Source organism: Bradyrhizobium sp. ARR65, assembly GCF_000472385.1.
Taxonomy (GTDB): domain Bacteria; phylum Pseudomonadota; class Alphaproteobacteria; order Rhizobiales; family Xanthobacteraceae; genus Bradyrhizobium.
Map to the genome: position 1 here is coordinate 170,795 of NZ_AWZU01000001.1, position 20,148 is coordinate 190,942.

The 20,148-nt window shown below is 60.1% G+C and carries 22 protein-coding genes; 10 read left to right on the forward strand and 12 right to left on the reverse strand.

The window, feature by feature from the left end; genetic code table 11:
• The 3 genes from F758_RS0100900 to F758_RS0100910 all read right to left on the reverse strand — a co-directional run bounded on the left by F758_RS0100900 (nt 1) and on the right by F758_RS0100910 (nt 2,300).
• Nucleotides 1-648 carry a CoA transferase subunit A gene (locus F758_RS0100900; RefSeq protein ID WP_024506071.1) on the reverse strand — a complete coding sequence of 216 codons (648 nt, stop codon included), beginning with the start codon at nt 646-648 and terminating at the stop codon, nt 1-3.
• Between the two features lie 126 nt (nt 649-774).
• Nucleotides 775-1,377, reverse strand: a complete 603-nt coding sequence (locus F758_RS0100905; protein WP_024506072.1) for a hypothetical protein — start codon at nt 1,375-1,377, stop codon at nt 775-777.
• Nucleotides 1,374-2,300 (reverse strand): alpha/beta fold hydrolase, encoded by a 927-nt coding sequence (locus tag F758_RS0100910; RefSeq protein WP_024506073.1) that lies wholly within the window; start codon nt 2,298-2,300, stop codon nt 1,374-1,376. Before F758_RS0100910 ends, F758_RS0100905 begins: the two co-directional genes overlap by 4 nt.
• Before the next feature lie 140 nt (nt 2,301-2,440).
• Here F758_RS0100910 and F758_RS0100915 point away from each other — a divergent pair, with 140 nt between their 5' ends.
• Nucleotides 2,441-4,939 (forward strand): alpha/beta hydrolase, encoded by a 2,499-nt coding sequence (locus F758_RS0100915; protein ID WP_024506074.1) that lies wholly within the window; start codon nt 2,441-2,443, stop codon nt 4,937-4,939.
• A gap of 8 nt (nt 4,940-4,947) precedes the next feature.
• Entirely contained in the window at nt 4,948-5,829 is an 882-nt protein-coding gene (locus F758_RS0100920; protein WP_024506075.1) for an alpha/beta fold hydrolase, read from the forward strand.
• A gap of 61 nt (nt 5,830-5,890) precedes the next feature.
• Here the strand turns inward: F758_RS0100920 and F758_RS0100925 are convergent, their stop codons facing one another.
• Complete coding sequence (locus F758_RS0100925; RefSeq protein ID WP_024506076.1) at nt 5,891-6,562, reverse strand: helix-turn-helix domain-containing protein; 672 nt, start codon at nt 6,560-6,562, stop codon at nt 5,891-5,893.
• A 387-nt stretch (nt 6,563-6,949) separates the two neighbouring features.
• Between F758_RS0100925 and F758_RS0100930 the strand changes: the two genes are divergently transcribed.
• Together F758_RS0100930 and F758_RS0100935 are read left to right on the forward strand one after the other, a co-directional pair.
• Nucleotides 6,950-7,588, forward strand: coding sequence for a response regulator transcription factor (locus tag F758_RS0100930; protein WP_024506077.1), 639 nt, complete (start codon nt 6,950-6,952; stop codon nt 7,586-7,588).
• 230 nt (nt 7,589-7,818) lie between these two features.
• Nucleotides 7,819-8,193, forward strand: coding sequence for a response regulator transcription factor (locus tag F758_RS0100935; protein WP_024506078.1), 375 nt, complete (start codon nt 7,819-7,821; stop codon nt 8,191-8,193).
• Nucleotides 8,194-8,227: 34 nt separating this feature from the next.
• Here F758_RS0100935 and F758_RS0100940 read toward each other — a convergent pair whose 3' ends face one another.
• The 3 genes from F758_RS0100940 to F758_RS43095 all read right to left on the reverse strand — a co-directional run bounded on the left by F758_RS0100940 (nt 8,228) and on the right by F758_RS43095 (nt 11,586).
• Nucleotides 8,228-8,857, reverse strand: a complete 630-nt coding sequence (locus F758_RS0100940) for an invasion associated locus B family protein (protein WP_035720380.1) — start codon at nt 8,855-8,857, stop codon at nt 8,228-8,230.
• A gap of 16 nt (nt 8,858-8,873) precedes the next feature.
• Nucleotides 8,874-9,761, reverse strand: coding sequence for an alpha/beta hydrolase family protein (locus tag F758_RS0100945; RefSeq protein ID WP_024506080.1), 888 nt, complete (start codon nt 9,759-9,761; stop codon nt 8,874-8,876).
• A gap of 118 nt (nt 9,762-9,879) precedes the next feature.
• Nucleotides 9,880-11,586, reverse strand: a complete 1,707-nt coding sequence (locus tag F758_RS43095; RefSeq protein ID WP_035720507.1) for a SulP family inorganic anion transporter — start codon at nt 11,584-11,586, stop codon at nt 9,880-9,882.
• 151 nt (nt 11,587-11,737) lie between these two features.
• Between F758_RS43095 and F758_RS0100955 the strand changes: the two genes are divergently transcribed.
• Nucleotides 11,738-12,175 carry a hypothetical protein gene (locus tag F758_RS0100955; protein WP_024506081.1) on the forward strand — a complete coding sequence of 146 codons (438 nt, stop codon included), beginning with the start codon at nt 11,738-11,740 and terminating at the stop codon, nt 12,173-12,175.
• Between the two features lie 20 nt (nt 12,176-12,195).
• On the opposite strand, the gene ppk2 is transcribed toward F758_RS0100955, so the two are convergent.
• Together ppk2 and F758_RS0100965 are read right to left on the reverse strand one after the other, a co-directional pair.
• A complete protein-coding gene (ppk2, locus tag F758_RS0100960; RefSeq protein WP_035720384.1) occupies nt 12,196-13,008 on the reverse strand; it encodes a polyphosphate kinase 2 in 813 nt (270 codons plus the stop codon).
• A gap of 5 nt (nt 13,009-13,013) precedes the next feature.
• Nucleotides 13,014-13,466, reverse strand: coding sequence for a hypothetical protein (locus tag F758_RS0100965; RefSeq protein ID WP_024506083.1), 453 nt, complete (start codon nt 13,464-13,466; stop codon nt 13,014-13,016).
• Between the two features lie 240 nt (nt 13,467-13,706).
• Here F758_RS0100965 and F758_RS0100970 point away from each other — a divergent pair, with 240 nt between their 5' ends.
• Genes F758_RS0100970 through F758_RS0100985 form a run of 4 tightly spaced genes read left to right on the forward strand, consistent with a single transcriptional unit; the run spans nt 13,707 to nt 16,318 of the window.
• Nucleotides 13,707-14,117, forward strand: a complete 411-nt coding sequence (locus F758_RS0100970; protein WP_024506084.1) for a hypothetical protein — start codon at nt 13,707-13,709, stop codon at nt 14,115-14,117.
• An 11-nt stretch (nt 14,118-14,128) separates the two neighbouring features.
• Complete coding sequence (locus F758_RS43100) at nt 14,129-14,602, forward strand: hypothetical protein (RefSeq protein ID WP_024506085.1); 474 nt, start codon at nt 14,129-14,131, stop codon at nt 14,600-14,602.
• The gene (locus F758_RS0100980) at nt 14,595-15,824 is read left to right on the forward strand and encodes an HlyD family secretion protein (RefSeq protein ID WP_024506086.1); all 1,230 of its coding nucleotides are present in this window, start codon (nt 14,595-14,597) and stop codon (nt 15,822-15,824) included. The genes F758_RS43100 and F758_RS0100980 overlap by 8 nt, the downstream gene beginning before the upstream one ends.
• A 50-nt stretch (nt 15,825-15,874) precedes the next feature.
• Nucleotides 15,875-16,318 carry a hypothetical protein gene (locus F758_RS0100985; RefSeq protein WP_035720386.1) on the forward strand — a complete coding sequence of 148 codons (444 nt, stop codon included), beginning with the start codon at nt 15,875-15,877 and terminating at the stop codon, nt 16,316-16,318.
• A gap of 29 nt (nt 16,319-16,347) precedes the next feature.
• On the opposite strand, the gene F758_RS0100990 is transcribed toward F758_RS0100985, so the two are convergent.
• Entirely contained in the window at nt 16,348-17,145 is a 798-nt protein-coding gene (locus F758_RS0100990) for a bestrophin-like domain (RefSeq protein ID WP_035720388.1), read from the reverse strand.
• Nucleotides 17,146-17,200: 55 nt separating this feature from the next.
• Nucleotides 17,201-17,551, reverse strand: coding sequence for a MarR family transcriptional regulator (locus F758_RS0100995; RefSeq protein ID WP_157449809.1), 351 nt, complete (start codon nt 17,549-17,551; stop codon nt 17,201-17,203).
• 496 nt (nt 17,552-18,047) lie between these two features.
• Here F758_RS0100995 and F758_RS47260 point away from each other — a divergent pair, with 496 nt between their 5' ends.
• Entirely contained in the window at nt 18,048-18,440 is a 393-nt protein-coding gene (locus F758_RS47260; protein ID WP_084304997.1) for a hypothetical protein, read from the forward strand.
• A gap of 416 nt (nt 18,441-18,856) precedes the next feature.
• On the opposite strand, the gene F758_RS0101005 is transcribed toward F758_RS47260, so the two are convergent.
• Nucleotides 18,857-20,146: an MFS transporter gene (locus F758_RS0101005; RefSeq protein WP_024506090.1), complete on the reverse strand. Its 1,290-nt coding sequence runs from the start codon at nt 20,144-20,146 to the stop codon at nt 18,857-18,859.
• Nucleotides 20,147-20,148 lie beyond the last annotated feature (2 nt).

The window sequence follows — 20,148 nt, forward strand, 5'->3', positions numbered from 1 at the left end:
TCACCTGTTCGCTACGATATGGTCGACAAGAGGTGCCGGCGTGACGACATGGTCCGGCGCGATCACCCCCACCGGAACGATGTGCTCGGCCGTGACAATCACGGTGTCGGCGGCCATCGCCATCACCGGGTTGAAGTTGCGCGCGGTAAGGGCATACGAGAGGTTGCCGAGATAGTCGGCCAGAAAGGCGTGGATCAGCGCGAAGTCCGAACGAAGCGCGGTCTCGAGCAGGAAAGTCTTGCCGTCGACCCGGATTTGCTGCTTGCCTTCCTCGACGATCGTCCCGGTGCCGGTGGGCGTCAGCACCCCGCCAAGGCCGCATCCGCCGGCGCGAATGCGTTCGACCAGCGTGCCCTGAGGCACAAGATCGACGGCGATCCTCTTCGCCATCATCTGCTCCTGCGCCTTCGGGTTCAGGCCGATGTGGCTTGCGGTCAAGGTGGAGACGAGCGCTGCGTCGAACAACTTTCCGACGCCCCTGCCAGGCACTGCGGCATCGTTGCAGATCAGAGTGAGCTCGCATTTCTTCTGTCGCACCAGCTCGTCGAGCAGGCGCTCCGGCGTGCCGACGCCCATGAAGCCGCCCACCATGATGGTCGCGCCATTCGGGATCATCGCGATCGCTTCTTCAGCAGAGACGGGCTTCATCTGACGCCTCCTTGGGAGCGCATGGCGTTTTGCTCTCGTGGATAGTTGAGGGAGCCGAAATCGGGACCCTTGATCTGTATCAAGGGTCTGCCGGGCTCTGGCCGGCCGAGCCGCTTGGGCGAGCTTTCAGGCGGCTCGCTCGGCCTGCATGCCGATACCTGCGAGCATATCGCACCAGAGCCTTCTCACCTGCAGGTGGCGGCGCTCGACGGCCGAACTGACTGCGTCGCGAATCGGAAGAAGCTCCGGGGACTTCAAGAACAGGATTTGTGCCTGGATCAGCCGACCGCTTTCAAACTCGATCCTCCGCAAGGCCTGAACAAAGGCATCCTGCGGCTGCACGGCCTCGGGCAGCAGCGCTGCAGGACGTATGGCTGCGTGAATGGCATGCCCAAGCGCCGCGAGATCGATAGTGGCTGCCTCGATACAGTCGACGACATCCGGCACCGGAGTGATCAGCCACGCGGCCTCCCATGCTGGTGCGAGAAGCAAGAGCTCGAGGTCCGGGACCCAGGATGTTGCGTGCAACAACAGAGATACGATCTCGCTTTCCCGATAAAACTGCGCATTCAGCTCGCCGCGCCGGCATCCCTTTGACTGCACAGCCATCGCAATTGCGAGATGTCGTGCCAGCGCCCCATGGGCTGAGATCAAAAATGCCGCCACCCGCGTCTGCTGCTGTCGAGGTACGCAGCCGGCCGAATCCAGGGGACCGAGAAAAGAGCTCATGTCCTCGCTCTCTGCGCGGGGATCGCGCGGAGGTGATCGTAATCGGATGGAAACGGGGTGAACGGACCTCCGGGTTCGTCGGGGGCAATCCAGATCGAACGATCACCTTTCCAACGGCTCGCTAGAACGTCTTCGGCAAACCTGCAAAGTAGGTCGATCGTGAGGGGCGCCTTCTCCAGCGTGAATGCGTGATAGGCGCGGGGGACGATGACAAGCGCGCTGTCCGGAATATGGAGGCGCAGCGTTTCGTGGAGGACGCGCGGGGTGAGGAAATCAAATTCGCCGTTCAGGATCATGGTGGGAACGGTGATCGAGGACAGCTCGCCCGTCAGCGGTTTGAAATCGAGGAACGACTCCATCAAATTCTGCAGGGCATAGACATCATTCGTCAACCAACCCTGCCGCTTCACCGCGTCGAGATTTTCGAGCAGCGGCCCTAGCCAGGCGTCGGAGAGATTCATCGGCAGCAGCAGGTCCTGGAGATAGCTCGTCCCGCCGAGGATCAATCCCATGCGTAGCGCATTGCCCAGGAGAAGCAGCTGGGGCGAGAGCTCCGCAAAGCTGCTCATGGCCACCAGGCCGGCGATTCTGTCGGCATGCAGAATCGCATATCGCAGCGCAATCAGACCCCCGAAGCTGATACCGCTCAAGAACACCGGCCGGTCTCCCAGCTGTTCGATCAGCTGCGCCAGCATAGTGATCTGGTCGGCCTGGTTGATGAAGAGAACCGGCTTGTCGGACGCGCCCTGGCCGAGCAGATCGAATGTCGCAACGCGAAACCGCTTGGCTGCGAGCGCGTCACGATAGCTGCCCCAGAGGTCCGCATATTGCGTCAGGCCATTGACCAGGACAAAGGCCGGCCCGTCGTCGGGGCCCGCGAGATCATAATGTATGCGGTAGGAGCCGTGGGCGAGAAAGGGCATGGCAACTCCGTGATGGGGCCTGCCTAGGCTTGGCGCATCTCGCATCAGACCCTTGAGATAAATCAAAGGTTGCCAAGACGTCGCTCCCTAGCGTCGCTGCAGAGCGGGCTGTGAACGCGCCGCCGACCCGGAGAAATGCCATGAAGCGTTTCGTCGTTGCCTTCGTCCTGTTGCTGATAAGCATTTCGTTTGCATTGGCAGATCCGCCTTTCACCCGCCGATCCTCCCAACAACAGCATGATGCGCTCAAGAAAGACTACGAGATCGCCAACTTCCGTCTCGGCGGCCGCTACGACCTTTCGAATCCGGCGAGCTGGGAGTTTGGCGGAGAGGGCGGCAAGACGCTGGAGTCGCTCGGCGCAGGGAAGTTGCGGACCGCTTACATCGCGATCGGGACGCCGCGGCGCAATGAGGCCGGCGAGATCACGAATGCCGTCATCGTCAACTCATATTATTCCGGCGATTCCACCGACATGTACGAGCAGTGGGTCAAGGGGACCGCACTGTCGGGCAACGACCCAGTGATCGGCCCGGGCCGTCCGATCGATACGAACCGCTATTACGTGGTGATGATCGATCCGCTCGGCACCTGGGGGGCAAGCAAGCCCTCTGACGGGCTGGGAGTCAAATTCCCGCAATACAGCTATTTCGACATGGTGCAGGCGAACTACCGCATGCTGCACGATGGCTTGAAGATTGCACATGCCGCGCTTGTCACCGGCGTATCGATGGGTGGGACGCAGACCTATGTCTGGGGCGTCATGCATCCTGAGTTCGTCAGTGCCCTGATGCCGATCGGCGGCACCACGCAATCGGACGCCGAGGATCCGGTGGGCAACTGGACGTTTCAGCTCATGACGGCTGCCATCGAATCCGATCCGGTCTGGCAGAAGACCAATGGTGACTACTATGATCTTCCGAAAGAAAAGCACCCGGTGGCCGGCGTTGCGTTCGGCTGGTCCGTGCTTGGGTTGACCGGTTATGACTTCGCGTTCCGTTCGTCCCAGAGCTTCGCCTCGGTGCAGCCGGAAGTATTCTATTGGGATCCGCCGAACGAGAAGGCTGGTAGCAGCGTGACGAACCGCGCCAAGCTGTACGATGCGGTCGATCTCATCTGGCGCAACCGCGTCGGCGAGAAGCACAATATCAACCTGGATCTCTGGCGCGTCCAGGCGCGCACCATGGTGATGCACATCACCAATGACAATTGGCTGAATTTCAAGCTCGCCGAGCGTGCGGTTGACCGCATTCCTGGAGCGGACTTGATCGCCGAAGAGAGCCCCGTCGCGCATTATGGCGTTTTCTCGATCATCAATCACCGGAGGAACGATCCGAAGTTCGTCTCCTTCATGCAGGACGTCGATCGGCTGGACAGGGCGCAGCAGTTCGTCGACAAGAACTACCGCGTTCCCGGGGTGGCTGAGAACATCGACGCCAGCGAGTCCTTCTGGAAGAACTACGTTACGTATCCGTATCCTGTGAAATACACCAATGTGAAGGATGGCACGGGCACGAGCTGGCAGATCGGTTACATGGACGAGTACGCAGGCAATAAGCCTGATCCGCAAGTGCTCGTCATCATTCACGGCAAGGGCGCATTCGGCGGCATGTATGGCAACATCATGCAGTACGCGTTGCGCAGCGGGCTTCGCGTGATCGTGCCCGACCTGCCGCATTACGGCATGTCGGGGCCAGGCAATCTCGACAAGAGCCCCGCACGGACGATGCAGGACATGCGGGATGTCGTCCATGAGCTCGTGGTGAATCAGCTCGGCGTCAGGAAGGCGGCCTATCTCGGCCACTCGCTCGGTGGTCAGCTCGTCACGGGCTATGCCTTGACCTGGCCAGAGGCGGTGAACGCGCTGATTCTGGAAGCGCCTGCCGGACTGGAGGAATACCCGCTGGAAGTGACCTATGCGCCCGGAAAGAAGGCGCTTCTGTTCGACCCTTCCTTCGCGCGTAACTTCGATAAATGGAAGCGGGCCTGGGATCAGACCGGCATTCTCGGCAATGAAATCGGCCGTACCGAGCAGGGCGTTCGCGACTTCTTCTACATGAAGAAGCGTGATCCCGTGACGGGCGCCGTTTCTCAGAACCCGAACGGCTACTTCATGAACGACAGCCCCTATGCTCGTCTCCACACGGATCAACGGATCGGATTGATCAAAGGCAATCCAAAAGAGCTGGAGCAGTGGGCCAACGTCTACATCTTCGATATCTATACGATGGTCTCCGAACTGCAGAGAGACGATCCCAACAACCTCTATAAACGGCTGACGAAGCTCAACGTGCCGATCTTCCTCGCTTTTGGCGATAAGGAGCCGTACATCCCTGCGACCGCCTTCAACGGCCTGGAGGATCTCGGTCGTGATATCATCACGCCGTTCATGCGGCGGATGACACTCGCGGGCAATCGGCCGATCCTGAAGATCTATCCCGACACCGGCCACTTCATCCACACCGATAATCCCGTGGAATATCCGGCAGATGTGGTGGACTTCGTGACCACAGGCGGTGTTGATACCAGTTCCCCGGTGTCAACCGATCGCCTGATCAATGGAGCAGTTGCATCCGCCGCGGTGTCGACAGCGCCAACACCGTCTTCGGGCTCATCGCCGACGGTGGGCTTGAACAAATAGGGAAGATCATGCCGCGGGTGAAAGCGGGCGAGATTCATCTCGGATGGTGTACATGGGGTGAGGGGGACATTACTGTCGTCTTCATCCATGGCAATCTCGCGTGCAAGGAATGGATCGGTCTCGCCGCACCGCTATTTCCCAGCGGCGTGCGGGTAATCGGCATTGATTGGCGGGGCTGTGGAGAAAGCGATCGCCCTCTCCCGGCGTCGGACTTTTCCAATTATTCGATGCGTCAGCATGCGCTCGACATGCTGGCGGCGCTTGATGGGCTGGGCATTTCCCATTGCCATTTGGCGACGCATTCAACCGGCGGGATCATAGCGACGCGTATGCTTCTGATGCAGCCCGAGCGGTTCGGCAGGGTATTGGCGCTCGATCCGGTGACCCCGCTTGGCATGGCATTCAATGCCGATCAGATCGGCCTGTTTCGGTCCATGATGGCTAGCCACGAGGTCGCGAGGTCCGTGATGGCGACAGCGGCGTCTACGTTGTTCGTCCCCGAAAGTCTGCTGCCGGGCGCCGTGCCGCGCTTTCGCGACGGACTTGGTGACCAGCAAGCGTTTTACGAGCGCATGCTAGAGCGAACCTTTGGCGTCGCTGAAGGGATCTGGCTTGGCACGCCATACAACTTGAATCTAGAGAGAGAGAGCCGCGAGCTGGAAGGGCTGATGCCTCAGGTCACGCATCCGCACCTGGTGCTCTGGGGCGAAAAGGATGGGTGGATTCCGCCTGCCGATCTCCGGAGCATGGCGGCCGCCATGCCTGATTGCCGCCTCGTCGTTGTGCCGGGCATAGGTCACTCGATGAACCTGGAGATGCCCGCCCTTTATGCCGGCTATTTCGGCGCATGGTTCGGAGGTCTTCGCGACCAGGATGTTCCACTGCGTTGACGTCTCAGCCGCGGTGCAAGAGGATCATCCAGCCGGATCTGTTCGAACCAGGCCAGAGCGGTCATAGGTCCAGCTTCGCGAGTTGAGGCCTGTCCAACAGCACGATCTGACGCTGCGTCTGCCCCAAGAAGCCGAGGATACCTTTTTCGTGTAGGCACGACAGCGCGCGCGAAACCGTCTCCAGCGTTAGTCCTAGATAATCGGCGATGTCGCGCCGGCTCATCGGAAGCGCCATCACACCTGCGGCGGTCAGGCGAGTGTCCATCTCGAGCAGGAACGCGGCCACACGTTCCAGCGAAGTCTTGCGCCCCAGAAGAAGCATGTGGTTTTCTGCGTGTTGCAGATTGTTCGTCGTCATCGTCAGAAGATCGCGGGCGACCAGCGCATCCGTTTCTGCGAAATGTTCAAGGCTGACGCGCTTTGCGAGCCGAACGGTCGTCTCGACAATCGCTTCCGCTGTGAAGCGATGGGTCGGGCCATTCTCGAGGCCAAAAATATCGCCGACCAGATGAAATGCGCCAATTTGTCTCCGGCCGTCGGACAGGAGCTTATAGCTTCGCACAGCTCCTTCGACCACTTGATAGACATATTCAGCTGGCTCGGCTTCGCCGAAGATTTCGGCGCCCCGATTATATTTGAATTCGCTTAAAACTACCGGTGCGTGAGAGAGGCCGTCCAGTTCGCCCGCAAATTTGGGTTTATTCGCCGGATTGGCGTTGACGTTGACAAACATGGATTATCTCCCTGTTTGAACAAGCGTTTTGCGTTCGTGAGGGAGCCGCCGCTCCTGCCGCAATGATTGTACGTCGCGGCAAGTCGGACGGACTATTGGCCCAAAGGACAATGTTCGAAAGGTCAGGGCTGCGAGCCTAATCTCGCCTTGAGGTAGCTTCGCCCTGCCACACCAAACGGGCGCGCCAGCATATTCTCATCAGTACAACCGGATGATAGGGTCCAGATAGAAATCGGTCCGGGGACCGGTTGATATAATAATTAAACGGATCAGCGGAGTTTTTGTCTGGCTCCTTGCCTTGGCCGGATCAGCGCCTCGTGCAAATGTTTTCGCAACCTATCCGTCCGTGTCTCGGCCAGTCGAGTTGCGTGAGAGTGGAGGAGTGACTTGTCAGGCAAGATCCACATTGTTGATGACGATGCGTCTTTTAGATCCGCACTCGAACGTCGACTAAAGAGGGCCGGCTACTCGGTTACGACCTATCCCTCCGCTCAGCTGCTTCTTGACCATCTGCCCGATGAGAGCGAGCCAGCGTGCATCCTGCTTGATTTGCGAATGCCGGGCTTGAGCGGAATGGAAGTGCAGACGCGGCTCGCGCAGCGCGGCTCGACGCTGCCACTGATTTTTCTCACCGGCTATGCCGATGTGCGCACCAGCGTAAGAGCGATAAAGGCTGGTGCCGAGGACTTCCTGGCTAAGCCGGTCGGCTCGGAGCAGTTGCTCGATGCCATCGGGCGAGCCATGGCGCGGCATCGAGCGCTTCGCGAACAGGCAGCTGAGCAGGATGAACGGCGAGCTCATCTCGCGAGCCTGACGCCCCGCGAGCGGCAGGTCTTCGAGCTCGTGGTGCGCGGCAAGATCAACAAGCAGATTGCCCTGCAGCTCGGGGCGACAGAACGTACCATCAAGGCCCATCGGCATAGAGTGATGGAGAAGATGGGTGTTCAATCGCTTGCCGAACTGGTGTCTATGGCCGAGCGATTGGGTATTCTCAACCGCGTCTCTGGCGACGGTAAGCAGACCTGAACACTGCTGCTGCGGATGTCCGTTTGTAGTTGTGTTGTCCCAAGGGACAATAGGAACAAAGGCCCGCTCAACATATTAGCAAGACGCTGTGCGCTTCCCTTGGGAAGAAGCGCGGACGTTCATGTAGCTTACAGTCAGCTTACGCGATGGGCGATCCGCCAGCAAACTTGTGTTGTTGTCGGGTTGGTTGGGCAACGCCAGAGGCGGACCTTGAAAGGCGGGGATTGCGCTTGTCGAACCGAAAACTCGTTCTCGTCGTTGACGACGACCCTGGCATTCTCAGGGGGCTGAGCCGACTGCTGAACCGGCATGGCTATGACAGCAAGGTCTTTCAATCTGCAGAGGCATTCGAGGACTGCGGCGATGTTTCTACGGCGATCTGCATCGTACTCGACATTCAGCTCGACGGTCGCTCGGGAATAGAACTTAGATATCGGCTGAGTTCAGCGGGGGTATCTCTGCCCGTCATCTACATCACAGCCAACGACAATGATTCCGTTCGTAGCGCAGCGATCAAGTCGGGCTGTATCGCCTATCTCACGAAGCCCTTTTCCGCGGCCTCTTTGCTTGAACCGGTCGCGCGCGCTGCAGCTGGCCTGGCATAGACCGCACAGGACCGCGAAGGCATAGCTGCTCCTGCTACTCATCCACGTCCTGCTGGAAGGTTTGCGTTGGCGCATTGTCGTGAGCGGCGGCAAACTGTGCAAGTGGCAGAGTTGTCGTGACGGCGAGGACATTGGAGTCCACCACCTCCAGCGAGAGTTTCTGGCCGGCCTCCATTTGCTCAACGAGTTTCGGGTTGGCTACTTGGGCCGCGATGCAGGTGTTCGTCAGGCACCAGACGTAAGGGATCTGGTAGGCGACGCCCTGATCGACGGTCAGCTTTACGCCAGCCGGGAGATAGAGGCCAACAGGCAAGAACAGCTGAAGACGCGCGGCGCCTTCGCCTTCGCGCTCAATCAGGTCCGCGCGCACCGCTGTCTGACCAGTGTCCCATGTGCCGCTGATGCTTGTGCGGCAGACCGTGTTTGCTCCTGGCGTCTTGAAACAAACCTTGCGCCATTCGCCATATCTTATGTCACGCGCCATACGTTGACCGCGCGGTGCGACTGTCGCTTCCGGAGCTTTCTGCGCAGCTGCTGTCCCGCTGGTCTGGTTCGCTTCGTCTGCCAAAGCGACGCTCCAGAGGGCCAGTAATAAGAGCAGCGAAGACAAGGCGATCATGAAAAGTGATGGTGACTCAATTGGAGGGGAGTTGCGGCTGCTCATCGGATCCTCCGTATCATCACTGGTGCCGATCCAAAAACTCGGTGACCAGGGGAGACCAGAGCGGAACGGCTTCCGTGGCATCGACCAAGAAGTGGCCATCGCTGCCGAACGGCGGCAGCATGTGGTATTCCGCATTGCCACCGGCGGCGATGTAGGCCTCGTGCATTCGTTTAGTCAAGGCGGGTCCGAAAAACGTATCGTTCTCGCTGTAGATCCACAGCATGGGCGTACGAGCTGAGCGTCCGAAATCGGCGGTCGCTTCGACCAGCTTGTCAGGTGCGCAGTTGTTGTTCGGCTTGCCGCCGACGCGACCGCCGCGACCAGCCGCAAAGGTGATGATGGCTCGCACGGAGGGCAGATTTCGGCTGGACAGCGCAATTGCAGCCCAGCCGCCCGCGGATTGGCCAACAACAACGGTCTTGTCCGGCGCGATCAGTTTCTGATCGGTCATATACTCGATGATCCACTTGTCGAGTAGGGCAACCGCAAGACCTGCGTCATGGAAGTTCGGATTATCGCAACTCCCAATCTTGGAATAGAACACGCCAAAGAGCCCTTGCTCGGGCACATCGAGTGCCGCTGCGCCATATCCCGATCCCGTTGGCGCCACCACTATGTTGCCCTGGCGCGCGAACCAGATGGCAGCATCCCTGAATTCGACAAGCGGGAAGAAACTGCGTTCGCGTGCATTGAGCGACACGCCGTGGTTCATCACCACTAGGGGGAAGGGACCCTTGCCGACCGGATGAACGACATAGGCCAGGGTTGGCATTGTAAGCGGAAGCGCCCAGACCTCTTCCTGGATGCGGCGCAGGCCTCCGTCCTCGGCCGTAGCGCCGACGGCCGGTATCGCCAGCCCCACAAACGCGGAAGCCGCAAAGAGGAAACGGAGATATCGTAGCATCAGGTTCTCTCGATGGGGTGATCCCGGGAGATTGAGCTTGGACAGACTTTCGCGTCGGCCTCTAGGTGCGTTGATCTAGATCAATGGCGGCGGCATCGAAACCAAAGCGGCAGGAAGGCTAGCTGAGCTTTCCGCCGAGCACTGCGTCGAGGGTCAAGGCACGGGATACGCCGCCGACCTTTTGATCGATGCCCTCGGCTCTGACCAAATCGCGTACCGCTCCATGGGCACCGACGATACGAAATGAAATCCCGCGGGCTGCGAGCCCGTCATGCAGGTTGTGGAGCATGCGAGCCCCGGCGAGGTCGAGATAGGGAGATGCCGAGAGGTCGCAGACTACGAGACTGACAGGTGTTGGCGCCAAGCGAACATGGTCGAGCACCCCTTCCAGGACGGATTCGGCGTTTACATAAATCAGCGAGGCTTCCGGGCGAAAGGCAATGACGCCCGCTAACGGTTCATTTTCAGGATGCCGCGCCATATCGGAGTAAAGATTGGTGCCGGGCTTACGGCCGAGATATGCCACATGTGGGTAGGACACGCGCATGAGCAACAGCAGGATCGATCCCACGGCAGCAAGCAAGATGCCGTCAAGTATTCCGAGAGCAAGGACCGCTCCAAGGGCGATTGCGGCGGCGTAGAAATCCAGCCGGCTGATGCGCCACATGCGCAGCAAAGCCGGGAAATCCACGAGACCGTAAATTGCGGTTAGCACGACTGCCGCCAGCACCGCTTTTGGAAGGTTCTCCAGCAAGTCGGTCAGGAATAGCAGACACAAAGCAAGCGCCATCGAGGCAACGACAAGGGCCAGCGGCGTGCGCGCGCCGGCCTTGTCATTGACTGCCGATTGCGACAGGCCGCCCGCGACCGGATAGCCGTGCGCCAGTCCGGCTGCCAAGTTGGCAGCGCCGATGCCCAGAAGCTCCTGCCGCGCATCTAGTGTGTAGCCGTGTTTGGCGGCGAATGTGCGGGCAGCGGATACGCCCTCGATATAGGCGAGCAGCAGGCAGCCGCCCGCCAACGGAAAGATCCCCTCAACATCCCGTAGCCTGAGCGCTGGCCCGGCCAGGCTGGGCAAGCCCGCCGGAATCTTTCCCGTGACAGCAACGCCCATCGCCGGAAGCTGCCATATCGTCGCGAGCAGAATCGACAGCGCGACGACGCCGAGTGCAACGGGTTTTCCAGGCAAGGCACGCTGGCCCAGCACGAGTAATCCAAGCGCCACGATGCTGACGAGTACAACGGCTAGGTTAAGCTGGCTGATCTGCCCGCCGAACAGCCACGCCCGCTCGAAAAAATTGTGCCCGCCGCCGGATACCCCGAACAGGGCTGGAAGCTGCGTCATGGCAATTGTCAGGCCGGCACCCGCTTTGAAGCCCACGAGAATGCTGTCGCTGATCAGCTTCACCAACGCGCTCAGGCGCAATAACCAGGCAATCAGACAGAGCGCTCCGGTGGTGAAGGCGGCTAGACTTGCGATCTGCGCGTAACGCTGTGCATCTCCGCCCGCCATCGTCTCAACCGTTCCTGCGATCATGAGCGAGATCGCAGACGTGGGACCGACGGCAAGTTGTCGCGACGACCCGAACAGGGCATAGCCAAGCCCACCCAAGAGATATCCGTACACGCCAACTTGCGGGGGCAGGTTTGCAAGGGTCGAATAGGCGAGCGATACCGGGATCGCATAAGCAGCCAAGGTAACGCCGGCGACGATATCGCCGGTCAGGAAGGAGAGGCGGTATTCAGCGAGCCAGCGAGCCGGTGGAAACCACCAGAGCCAGCCTTTGTCAGCTTGCCGGCCTGTGGTGTCGGCGACTGTCTCCATCGGCATCCCGCGCCATTAGCACGAAGTGGTCGCAGACGCTCTCGCGACCAGGGCGAGAGCCCTTGATCTAAATCAAGCGTCAGGGGCGCCGAACTCCGAAATTGCGTCGACCAGTCTCGGATCGGCTGATCCTTGTGAGGGGAGCGATGGCATGAGGAAGTGCTTTGGGTGGATCATTCAATTGAGCGTCGCAGGATTGCTCGCGTCGGGACTTGCGACCGCAACGCAGGCCGAAACCGGTGTGGTTCGCGTCGTGTTTACCAAGGGTGGTTTCATCATTGGCGTCGGCGGTGGCGAAGGTGTCCTGATCTTCCGCGGCCACCGTTATCCATTCACGGTATCCGGCATGAGTATCGGTGCCACGATCGGCGCTTCGACCACCCAGTTCACTGGGCGTGCCTTAAACATCCGCAGCCCCGGCGACATCCAGGGCACGTATAGTGTGATCGGCGCCGGCGGCGCTCTGGCGGCCGGCGCCGGCGGGGTTCAGCTGCAGAATGAAAAAGGGGTGATATTGCAGCTGCACGGCCCGAAGATCGGCGTGGAGCTGTCTGCCGCGGTCGGCGGGGTTCAGATCGCCCTTCGCTGAAGGGGCGCCGGGCGCATTGTTCAATAGCGCTCGGCGATGAATGTCATTCCACGCAGCGACGCTTGGTCGTCGTAGCGTCCCTTGCTGGATCGTTTGGGCAAACGTACCCGATCGTGCGACAGGCGCTTGAACGGGATCGCCTCTAGCAGATGCGCGATGCAGTTCAGTCGCGCCCGCCGCTTGTCGTCTGAGCGAATGATGTGCCAGGGCGCGTGCTTCGAGTTCGTCGCCTTGAACATGAGATCGCGCGCCCGCGAGTAATCGTACCAGCGCCGGTAGGATTCAGTGTCCATGGGGCTCAGCTTCCATTGCCGGAGCGGGTCATCGATCCGCGCCTTGAAGCGTCGCTCCTGTTCGTCCATGCCGACCTCGAGCCAAAGCTTGATCAGGATAATGCCGCCGTCGACGACATATTTCTCGATTTCGGGGCAAAGGGACAAAAAGCGCTCGTGCTCTTCTGCACTGCAAAAGCCCATGACGTATTCGACGCCGGCGCGGTTGTACCAGCTGCGGTCGAAGATCACGATTTCCCCGCCCGCCGGGAAGTGCTGCATGTAACGTTGCAGGAACATCTGGCTCTTTTCCCGGTCGGAAGGCGCGGGAAGAGCAATGACGCGGAACACCCGCGGGCTCACCTTTTCGGTGATCGCCTTGATCGTGCCGCCCTTGCCGGCGGCGTCCCGTCCTTCGAACAGGATGATAACGCGGGCCCTCTTCGCTTTGACCCACTCCTGCAACTGGCAAAGCTGAACCTGAAGCTTGCGGAGCTCCTTCTCGTAGTCTTTCCGCTTCATCTTCGAGGCTGTTCGCTCCTCCGGCGACATCTTCAGCATTGAATTCAACTCCAGCTGATTGTGATCGCAATATCTCCGGGCATCCCGCCGGGAAAATCGATGATCTGATAGCGGATCCGGTATCCGCGCGGTTTCAGGTAATCGGTCCAGAGCTGGAAGATCTCGTTCGGTATTCCGGTCAGGGTTTTCTCCCAGCCCGGCTCCTGCTGATTGATCGCGCGGCCCTTGTCAGTACAGAGCACATTGGGAAAGCGATAGACCTGAACTTCGGTCAGACCGTTCCGAACCGCGCGCTGGATCACGTTGGAGGCGAGCTTGACCTTGTCTTCCTCCGACAGGCCGGATGGTTTGCTGAGTTTCTCGATCAGGGCACGCTTCTCCGCTTCGGCCGCGGCAGCAGCCCGCACGATCTGTTCGGCTTTCTCGGCTTCCTTGATGGCCGCCTGCTTCTGAATCTCCTTCGCCGTCGGCAGCAAGTCGTCGATTTTCTCTGGCATGGCAGCATCCCTTCTCGTTGAGTTCGCCATCTCAGTCTCGAGCGATGCTAGAGCCGGTCCGGAACCGAACCAATTGATCCAGATCAAAGCTAGCCAGAGACGGAGGCGTCGCCTCGGTCCGGAAAACGGAAGCGATTGATGTAGATCAAACCAGCCGCTGCCAGCCGAACCTCAATCGAGGCTCAGAGGCGGTCGATGAATATCCGCCCAGTCGGAAGCACAAGCGGCTTCGGAGAGACCATGAGAACGTTTCGCAAGGCTGTGGTAGCTGCAACCATCCTGGCCGGTACGGGCTTGGCACAAGCCCGGGCCGTCGATCTCACGGGAGCATGGGCGACCAACGCCCACGAGTGCAAGAACGTATTCGTCCGGAGCGGTAAGGGGAAAGAAATCACGTTCGCTCCAACGTCGGAGGTGCATGGCGGAGGATTCATCGTCGAGCCAAACCGCCTTGTCGGCAGGTTCGCAAAATGCGCGATCAAGGCCAGGAAGGATGACGGAGAATCGGTCAACATCGTCGCGGGATGCGCGACCGACGTCATGCTCTCCAGCGTCCAATTCGAATTGAAAGTGGTTGACGCCAACACGATCACGCGAGTGTTCCCCGGCATGGAGGACATGGAAGTCCACTACTATCGCTGCCAGATCTGAAGGAGGCTCAAATGCATGGAGAGCTGCATCCGCTGACGCCTCACCATTTGCCGTTTTTCATCACCAGGCCCGGCGAGACGGACTGGCTGATGATCGTCATGGGCATCTTCCTGATCGGCGCCGTGCTGGCCGTCGGTAACATCTACTTGCGGCTGCACACGCTGCCGGAACGGATGGCCCACAAATCGCAAAAGCTGCAGTTCGAGATCGTCGCCGTTCTGGGCCTCCTCGCGCTCTTTACGCATGTCCACCTGTTCTGGATTGCAGGCTTGTTGCTTGCGCTGGTCGATCTGCCTGACTTTGGCACGCCCTTGGGTCGTATCGCCGGCTCGGTCGAGCGAATAGCGGACGCGGCCGATGCCAGCCCTGAACAGGGCCGGCGTGAAGTGAAGCCCGGCGAAGCAGTGAGTCAGCCAGAGAAACCGGAGTCTGGTGTCACAAAAGAGATAGCGGTCACCAAGAAGGAGGTCCCAAGCCATGCTTGAGCTGCTCCTCTGCTCACTCTTCACCCTGCTTCCGGATTACCTTTACCGCCGCTACGCCCAGGGAAAGCGGCTTGGCAAAGAGATCACGCTCTATTCCGTCTGGTTCGAGCTGAGATGGGGCATTGTGGGCTGCCTGATGCTCACGATCGCGCTCATCACGATGATCTTCTATTTCCATCCGTCGACGACCTCGGCGGCCCTGTTCTTCCGAACCGTCCCGATCGTTCCGGAGATTCCGGGGCGTGTTGCCGAAGTCAATGTCGGCATCAGCGCGCCGGTCACCAAGGGCACCGTGCTCTTCAGGCTGGACAGTTCAAAGCAGGAGGCCGCGGTCGAAACAGCGCGGCGCAAGATAGCCGAGGTCGAGGCGCAGCTCGTCGCTGCGAAGGTCGATGTCGCCAAGGCAGAGGCGCAACTGCAGCAAGCAAATAGCGACTACAAGCAGGCCAAGGACGAGCTGAACGTCAAGAGCGAACTGCAGCGGCGTAATCCAGGGATCGTCCCGCAGCGCGACATCGAGAAGCTTCAGGTTCTGGTCGATGGCAGGCAGGCGGCGATCGATGCGGCGACTGCCGCAAAACGATCTGCTGAAATGCAGGTCTCCACACTTCTGCCGGCGGAGAAGGCGAGCGCGGAGGCGGCGCTGGCGCAGGCCCAGGTGGAATACGACAAGACTTTCATTCGTGCCGGCGTAGACGGCCGCGTCGAGCAGTTTGCGCTTCGGCCAGGTGATATCGTCAATCCGCTGATGCGGCCGGCCGGCATCTTAATTCCGGAAGGCGCCGGCCGGACAGCGCTACAAGCCGGATTCGGGCAAATCGAGGCGCAAGTCTTGAAGCCGGGCATGATCGCTGAGGCTGCATGTGTGTCGTTGCCATGGACCATCATCCCGATGGTCATCACGAGCGTCCAGGACTACATCGCCACCGGCCAATTCAGGGGCGGAGAGCAGCTTATCGACGCGAGTGCGGCCAAGCCAGGGACCATCCTTGCGGTGCTGGAACCGATCGAAAAGGGTGGCCTCGATGGCGTGACAGCCGGCAGCACCTGCATCGTCAATGCCTACACCAGCAATCACGAAATCATCGCAGCAAAGGATACTGGCACGTTCAAGGGCATAGTATTGCACGGCATTGATGCGGTCGGGCTCGTGCACGCCATGTTGCTGCGCATCCAGGCGTTGCTGTTGCCGATCAAGACGCTGGTGCTGAGCGGTCATTAGGCTGCGGGTTGCCTGCAAGACGGCAGCTGCCAGAACGGGAGGACATTCGCATGCGAAGGTATCTGCCAGGTCTGGTGACGCTGATTGTGCTCGCGCTGACAACAGCGCCGTCCTACGCCAAAACCGGGTCTGTTCGGGTCACCTTCGCAAAGGCCGGTTTGGTCGCCGGAGCGGGCGCAGGGCGCGGGGTCCTGGTTTTCGATGGCCGCGAGTATCCGTTCACGGTCTATGGTCTAAGCGTGGGCACGACCGTCGGTGCATCCGTCACCCGGCTGGTCGGGCGTGCCTCATATCTGCACCAGTTGAGTGATTTCGAGGGCACCTATACTGCTGTCGGCACTGGTGGCGCCCTCATAGCCGGCGGGGGTGGCGTCTCTCTGAAGAATGACAAAGGCGTGATCATTTGGCTGCATGGCCCCAAGCTCGGCTTGGAATTTGCGTCCAATCTGAGCGGCATCAGGATCGTGCTGGAGCAGCAGCCGGCTCGCTCGTGAGAACGATGGGCAGCGCGGCGGCATGACGCTCAACGCATGTCGTCGCGGGCATCGGCAAGAAAATGATCGAAAGCCTCGATACTGATGAGGCCGAGCCGAGGATACTCCATGTCCGTCACGATATAGAGCGCGACCGCCAGAGTAAGAGCGAAGATCACCATGTGTATCCAGCTACGCGCGGTGCGCGCGGCGATGCCGAAGCCCGCAAGCAGAGAACAGGCGAGTCCGAGGCCGAACAGCATGAAGTAGATAATCTGGGGAGGATGCTTTTCGCTTGCTCCGGCGCGCAGCAGCGCCACTTCGAACAGGTTGCCGAGTGCTGGGAGCGCAAGCGAACACGCGGGTTGATAACCTGCCTTTGGGCAGGCGGCGTCAGCCGCATTCCACAGGGTCTGCTTGAGTTCGCGCAGCTTGTGCTCCTGCTTGTCTGAAAAATCTTCCGCCCTTCGCCACAGCAAGAAGTCGTGCGGCATTCGATAAAGATCGACTCGCGCCTGCACATAGCCCTTCAGGCCGGCTTGGAGCTTGCGCGCAATCTCCTCGTCGAAGAGGCCAAGCCGGTCATAGGCAGTGCGAGCCGCCGTCGCTTCCTGAATGACCAGTTGCCGGCGGTCATCGAAGCGCTGAAGAGCACCGGAGATGGTGAATGCAAACAGCAATCCCATCAGCCCGAATATGGCCCCTTCGATCGTAGCCAATCCTGCAACGCCGTCCACCCCTTCCTTTGCGCGATAGCGCAAGCCAAGGTGGCGGCCGTAGTTCAACAAGCCGAGTGAGCTGATGAAAAAGAACAACGCTACGCCTGTTGAAAAGAGCAGGAAGATCATTCGCGAGATCTCCGTTGCAAGGCGCTGGCAAAAAATGCAAATCGCGTTGAGTATATTAGGCCCCATCTTGTCCGGTCGCCGATCGATCGGAGATGTCGCATTCCGCGAGTTTCCTTGCAGTCTCGAGGATCATGTCCATGCGCCGCTGGAGCTTGCTGCGCAAGTCCGGGATGTTGACCTTATCGGTCATACGATAGGCGTTGCCGACGCGCTCGATGTAGCCAAGCTTGACCATGTCGTTGAGGCGCCTGAGTACGATCGTCCGCGGGATTTTCAGAGCTTGCGCGATCGTGCTCGCCCGCACCGGCGAACACATAACGGTGCGCAGAAACACATAAATGCCGATAGTGCGGAATGTCGCGCTATCGCTATGCTTGGCGAAGTCTGCGCCATAGTCGTCATTCATGGACTGAATCAGGCCAAGATACAGGCGACACAGGAGCATTCTCTCCCGCGCGAACTCGATGCGGCGCGGTGGTCGAATATCGTCGACAAGAACAAACTCGTGGGGTTTCTCTTCCCGCGTGCCGTTGCTGGCTGGCTCGCTGACGTGAAGTTGGCTACCGCGGACTGGCATGACACTGCTCACGTTGAGGGTGTGCGTTCCACCTCTGGTGCATGGAGGTGATGACCCCTCCCATGAGCCTGTCCGGGTTCGTCGGCTGCTTGATCTAGATCAATATCGTAGATGCGGCCCAGCCGAGGCTTGTGCTGGGTGCTGAATGAGATCGGCACCGTCCACAGCTCGACCTCGACCTGGTTAGTTCCTGCATAGGAACTTTGTGACCCAACCATTTGGCGCTGATCGATCGAGCGTTACCGTGTTTAGAGACGAAGGGGGATGACCAGACGGATGCGGCAATCGACCCCAACCTTGTGATCTGTCAGCAAAGGAGGACACCATGTTGCGGAATGCTCTTGTGGCTCTGGCTGCACTCGCCCTGGTGGGCGCAAGTTTGATTCCGAATGAGGCGTTGGCTCGTCGTGGTGGCGGGGGCGGCTTCCGCGGTGGAGGATTTCACAGCGCCCGCGTCGGTGCAGTTCACGGCGGAGGTGTGCATGTTGCGGGGCGCGGCTATGGATACCGTCCAATTCCTGGCCGCCCGGTAGCGCGCACCGCGGTCCGCAGGGGGGCCTACCGCACGGCCGCGCGGCGTGGAGCGGCCTACGGTGCAGCCGCCGTTGGAGCCGCGGCGGCCGGCGCTGCCTATTACGGTGCCTACGGTAGCTACAACTATGGATGCTACCAAGACGCCTACGGCAATTGGGTGTGCCCAAATCAGTACCACTATTGATGCGCGGCAAGCGTCTTGGTGCAGAGATCAGCGCCGCACGACCAGACGCCCCGGCCCGGCGGGCCGGGGCACAGATTGGCAGGTCTCCAGATTACAAAGGAATTTGAATAACATACGACTTCGTGGTTTTATTCTGAGTGGCGCACCCAACACGATTCGAACGTGTGGCCTCCACCTTCGGAGGGCAATGCATCATGCGGGCTCAACCAGCTTATATGGCTATCTCAGGTGAATGTCGGTATCGGTGGTTGCCGCTCCCCGCAACCAAGATCTAAATCCAGCAATCTTAACGGATTGCTGGATTTTTGGTTTTTGAGGCGAAGTCATCGAACGAGCTCGGTTGAAGGCGCTCCCCGGCTCTGCAACTTGATCGTCGGTTCGAAGCACTCGAATGTTGCGTGAGACAAGGCCGCAATTCATTTCGCGATCGTCCCGGTCCTTGTTGCAGGTTCCGAGCCAGCCGCCTGCTCGCGCATGAACACGGCAACGACGATTCCGGAAACGAACGTCAGGGCGGCTATCGAGCTGATTGCCGCCGAAAGCCCGAACCTGTCCGCGATGATGCCCGCCGACAGCGCTCCGATCGCGTAGCCGAGATCCCGCCAGAAGCGATAGACGCTGAGCGAGCGGGCGCGCCAGTTCGGATGCGATGCATCGGAGACGGCGGCGATCAGGCTCGGATACACCATCGCCGTGCCAATTCCGAGCAGCAGGCTGCCGACGAGCCACCACTCGAAATGCCCCGTTGCAGCGGTCAGGAACAAGCCCGCCGCCTGCACCCACATGCCCGCAACGATCAGGCCCTTGCGGCCCCAACGGTCGGACAAAGGACCCGTGGCGACCTGCAGGATGCCCCAGGTTGCAGGATAGACTGCCTTCAATATGCCGATCCGTTCCACGGCAAGACCGAACGATGCGAAGAACAGCGGGAAGACTCCCCAGCTCATTCCGTCGTTGAGGTTGTTCACGAGTCCGGCCTGAGACGCGGCGAACAGATTGCGGTCCCTAAAGGACGTGAGGAAGAAGATCTCGCGGAAGCTGATGGGAGATGCCTGCCGTGCATGCGTCGAAGTCTCCAGCCGGACGTGCTCGCGCGTGTCGCGCACCAGCAGCGTCGAGAGCGTTGCGCCGAGGATCGCGTAGGCAACACCGAGATAGATCGGCGCCGGCCGCAGCCCGTGCTCCGATGCAACATATCCGGTGAGGTAGGCGGTGACGCCCACCGCGACATAGCCGGCGAACTCGTTCAGGCCCACGGCCAGTCCGCGCGACTTCGGCCCGACGAGATCGATCTTCATGATCACCGTCATCGACCAGGCGAGGCCCTGGTTGACGCCGAGAAGGGCGTTGGCGGCGATGACCCATTTCCAGCTTGGCGCCCAGATGATCATGAACGGCACCGGCAGGCCGACGAGCCAGCCGAGGACGAGAACTCGCTTGCGTCCCCACGCGTCGGCGAGCTGCCCGGAAATCAGATTGGCGCACGCCTTCACGACTCCGAAGCTGACGATGAAGGAGACGACAAGCGTCGTCGAGCCGATCTTGAACTCCTCGGCGCCGATCAACGGCACGACGGTTCGCTCGATCCCGACCATCCCGCCGACGAAGGCGTTGATCAACACGAGCAAGGAGAACTGCGGCCAGTTTTCCTTCAACCCCAACCGGACCGACGCGGCAGCTTGCGGAGTTGGGACCGCTTCGCTCACGG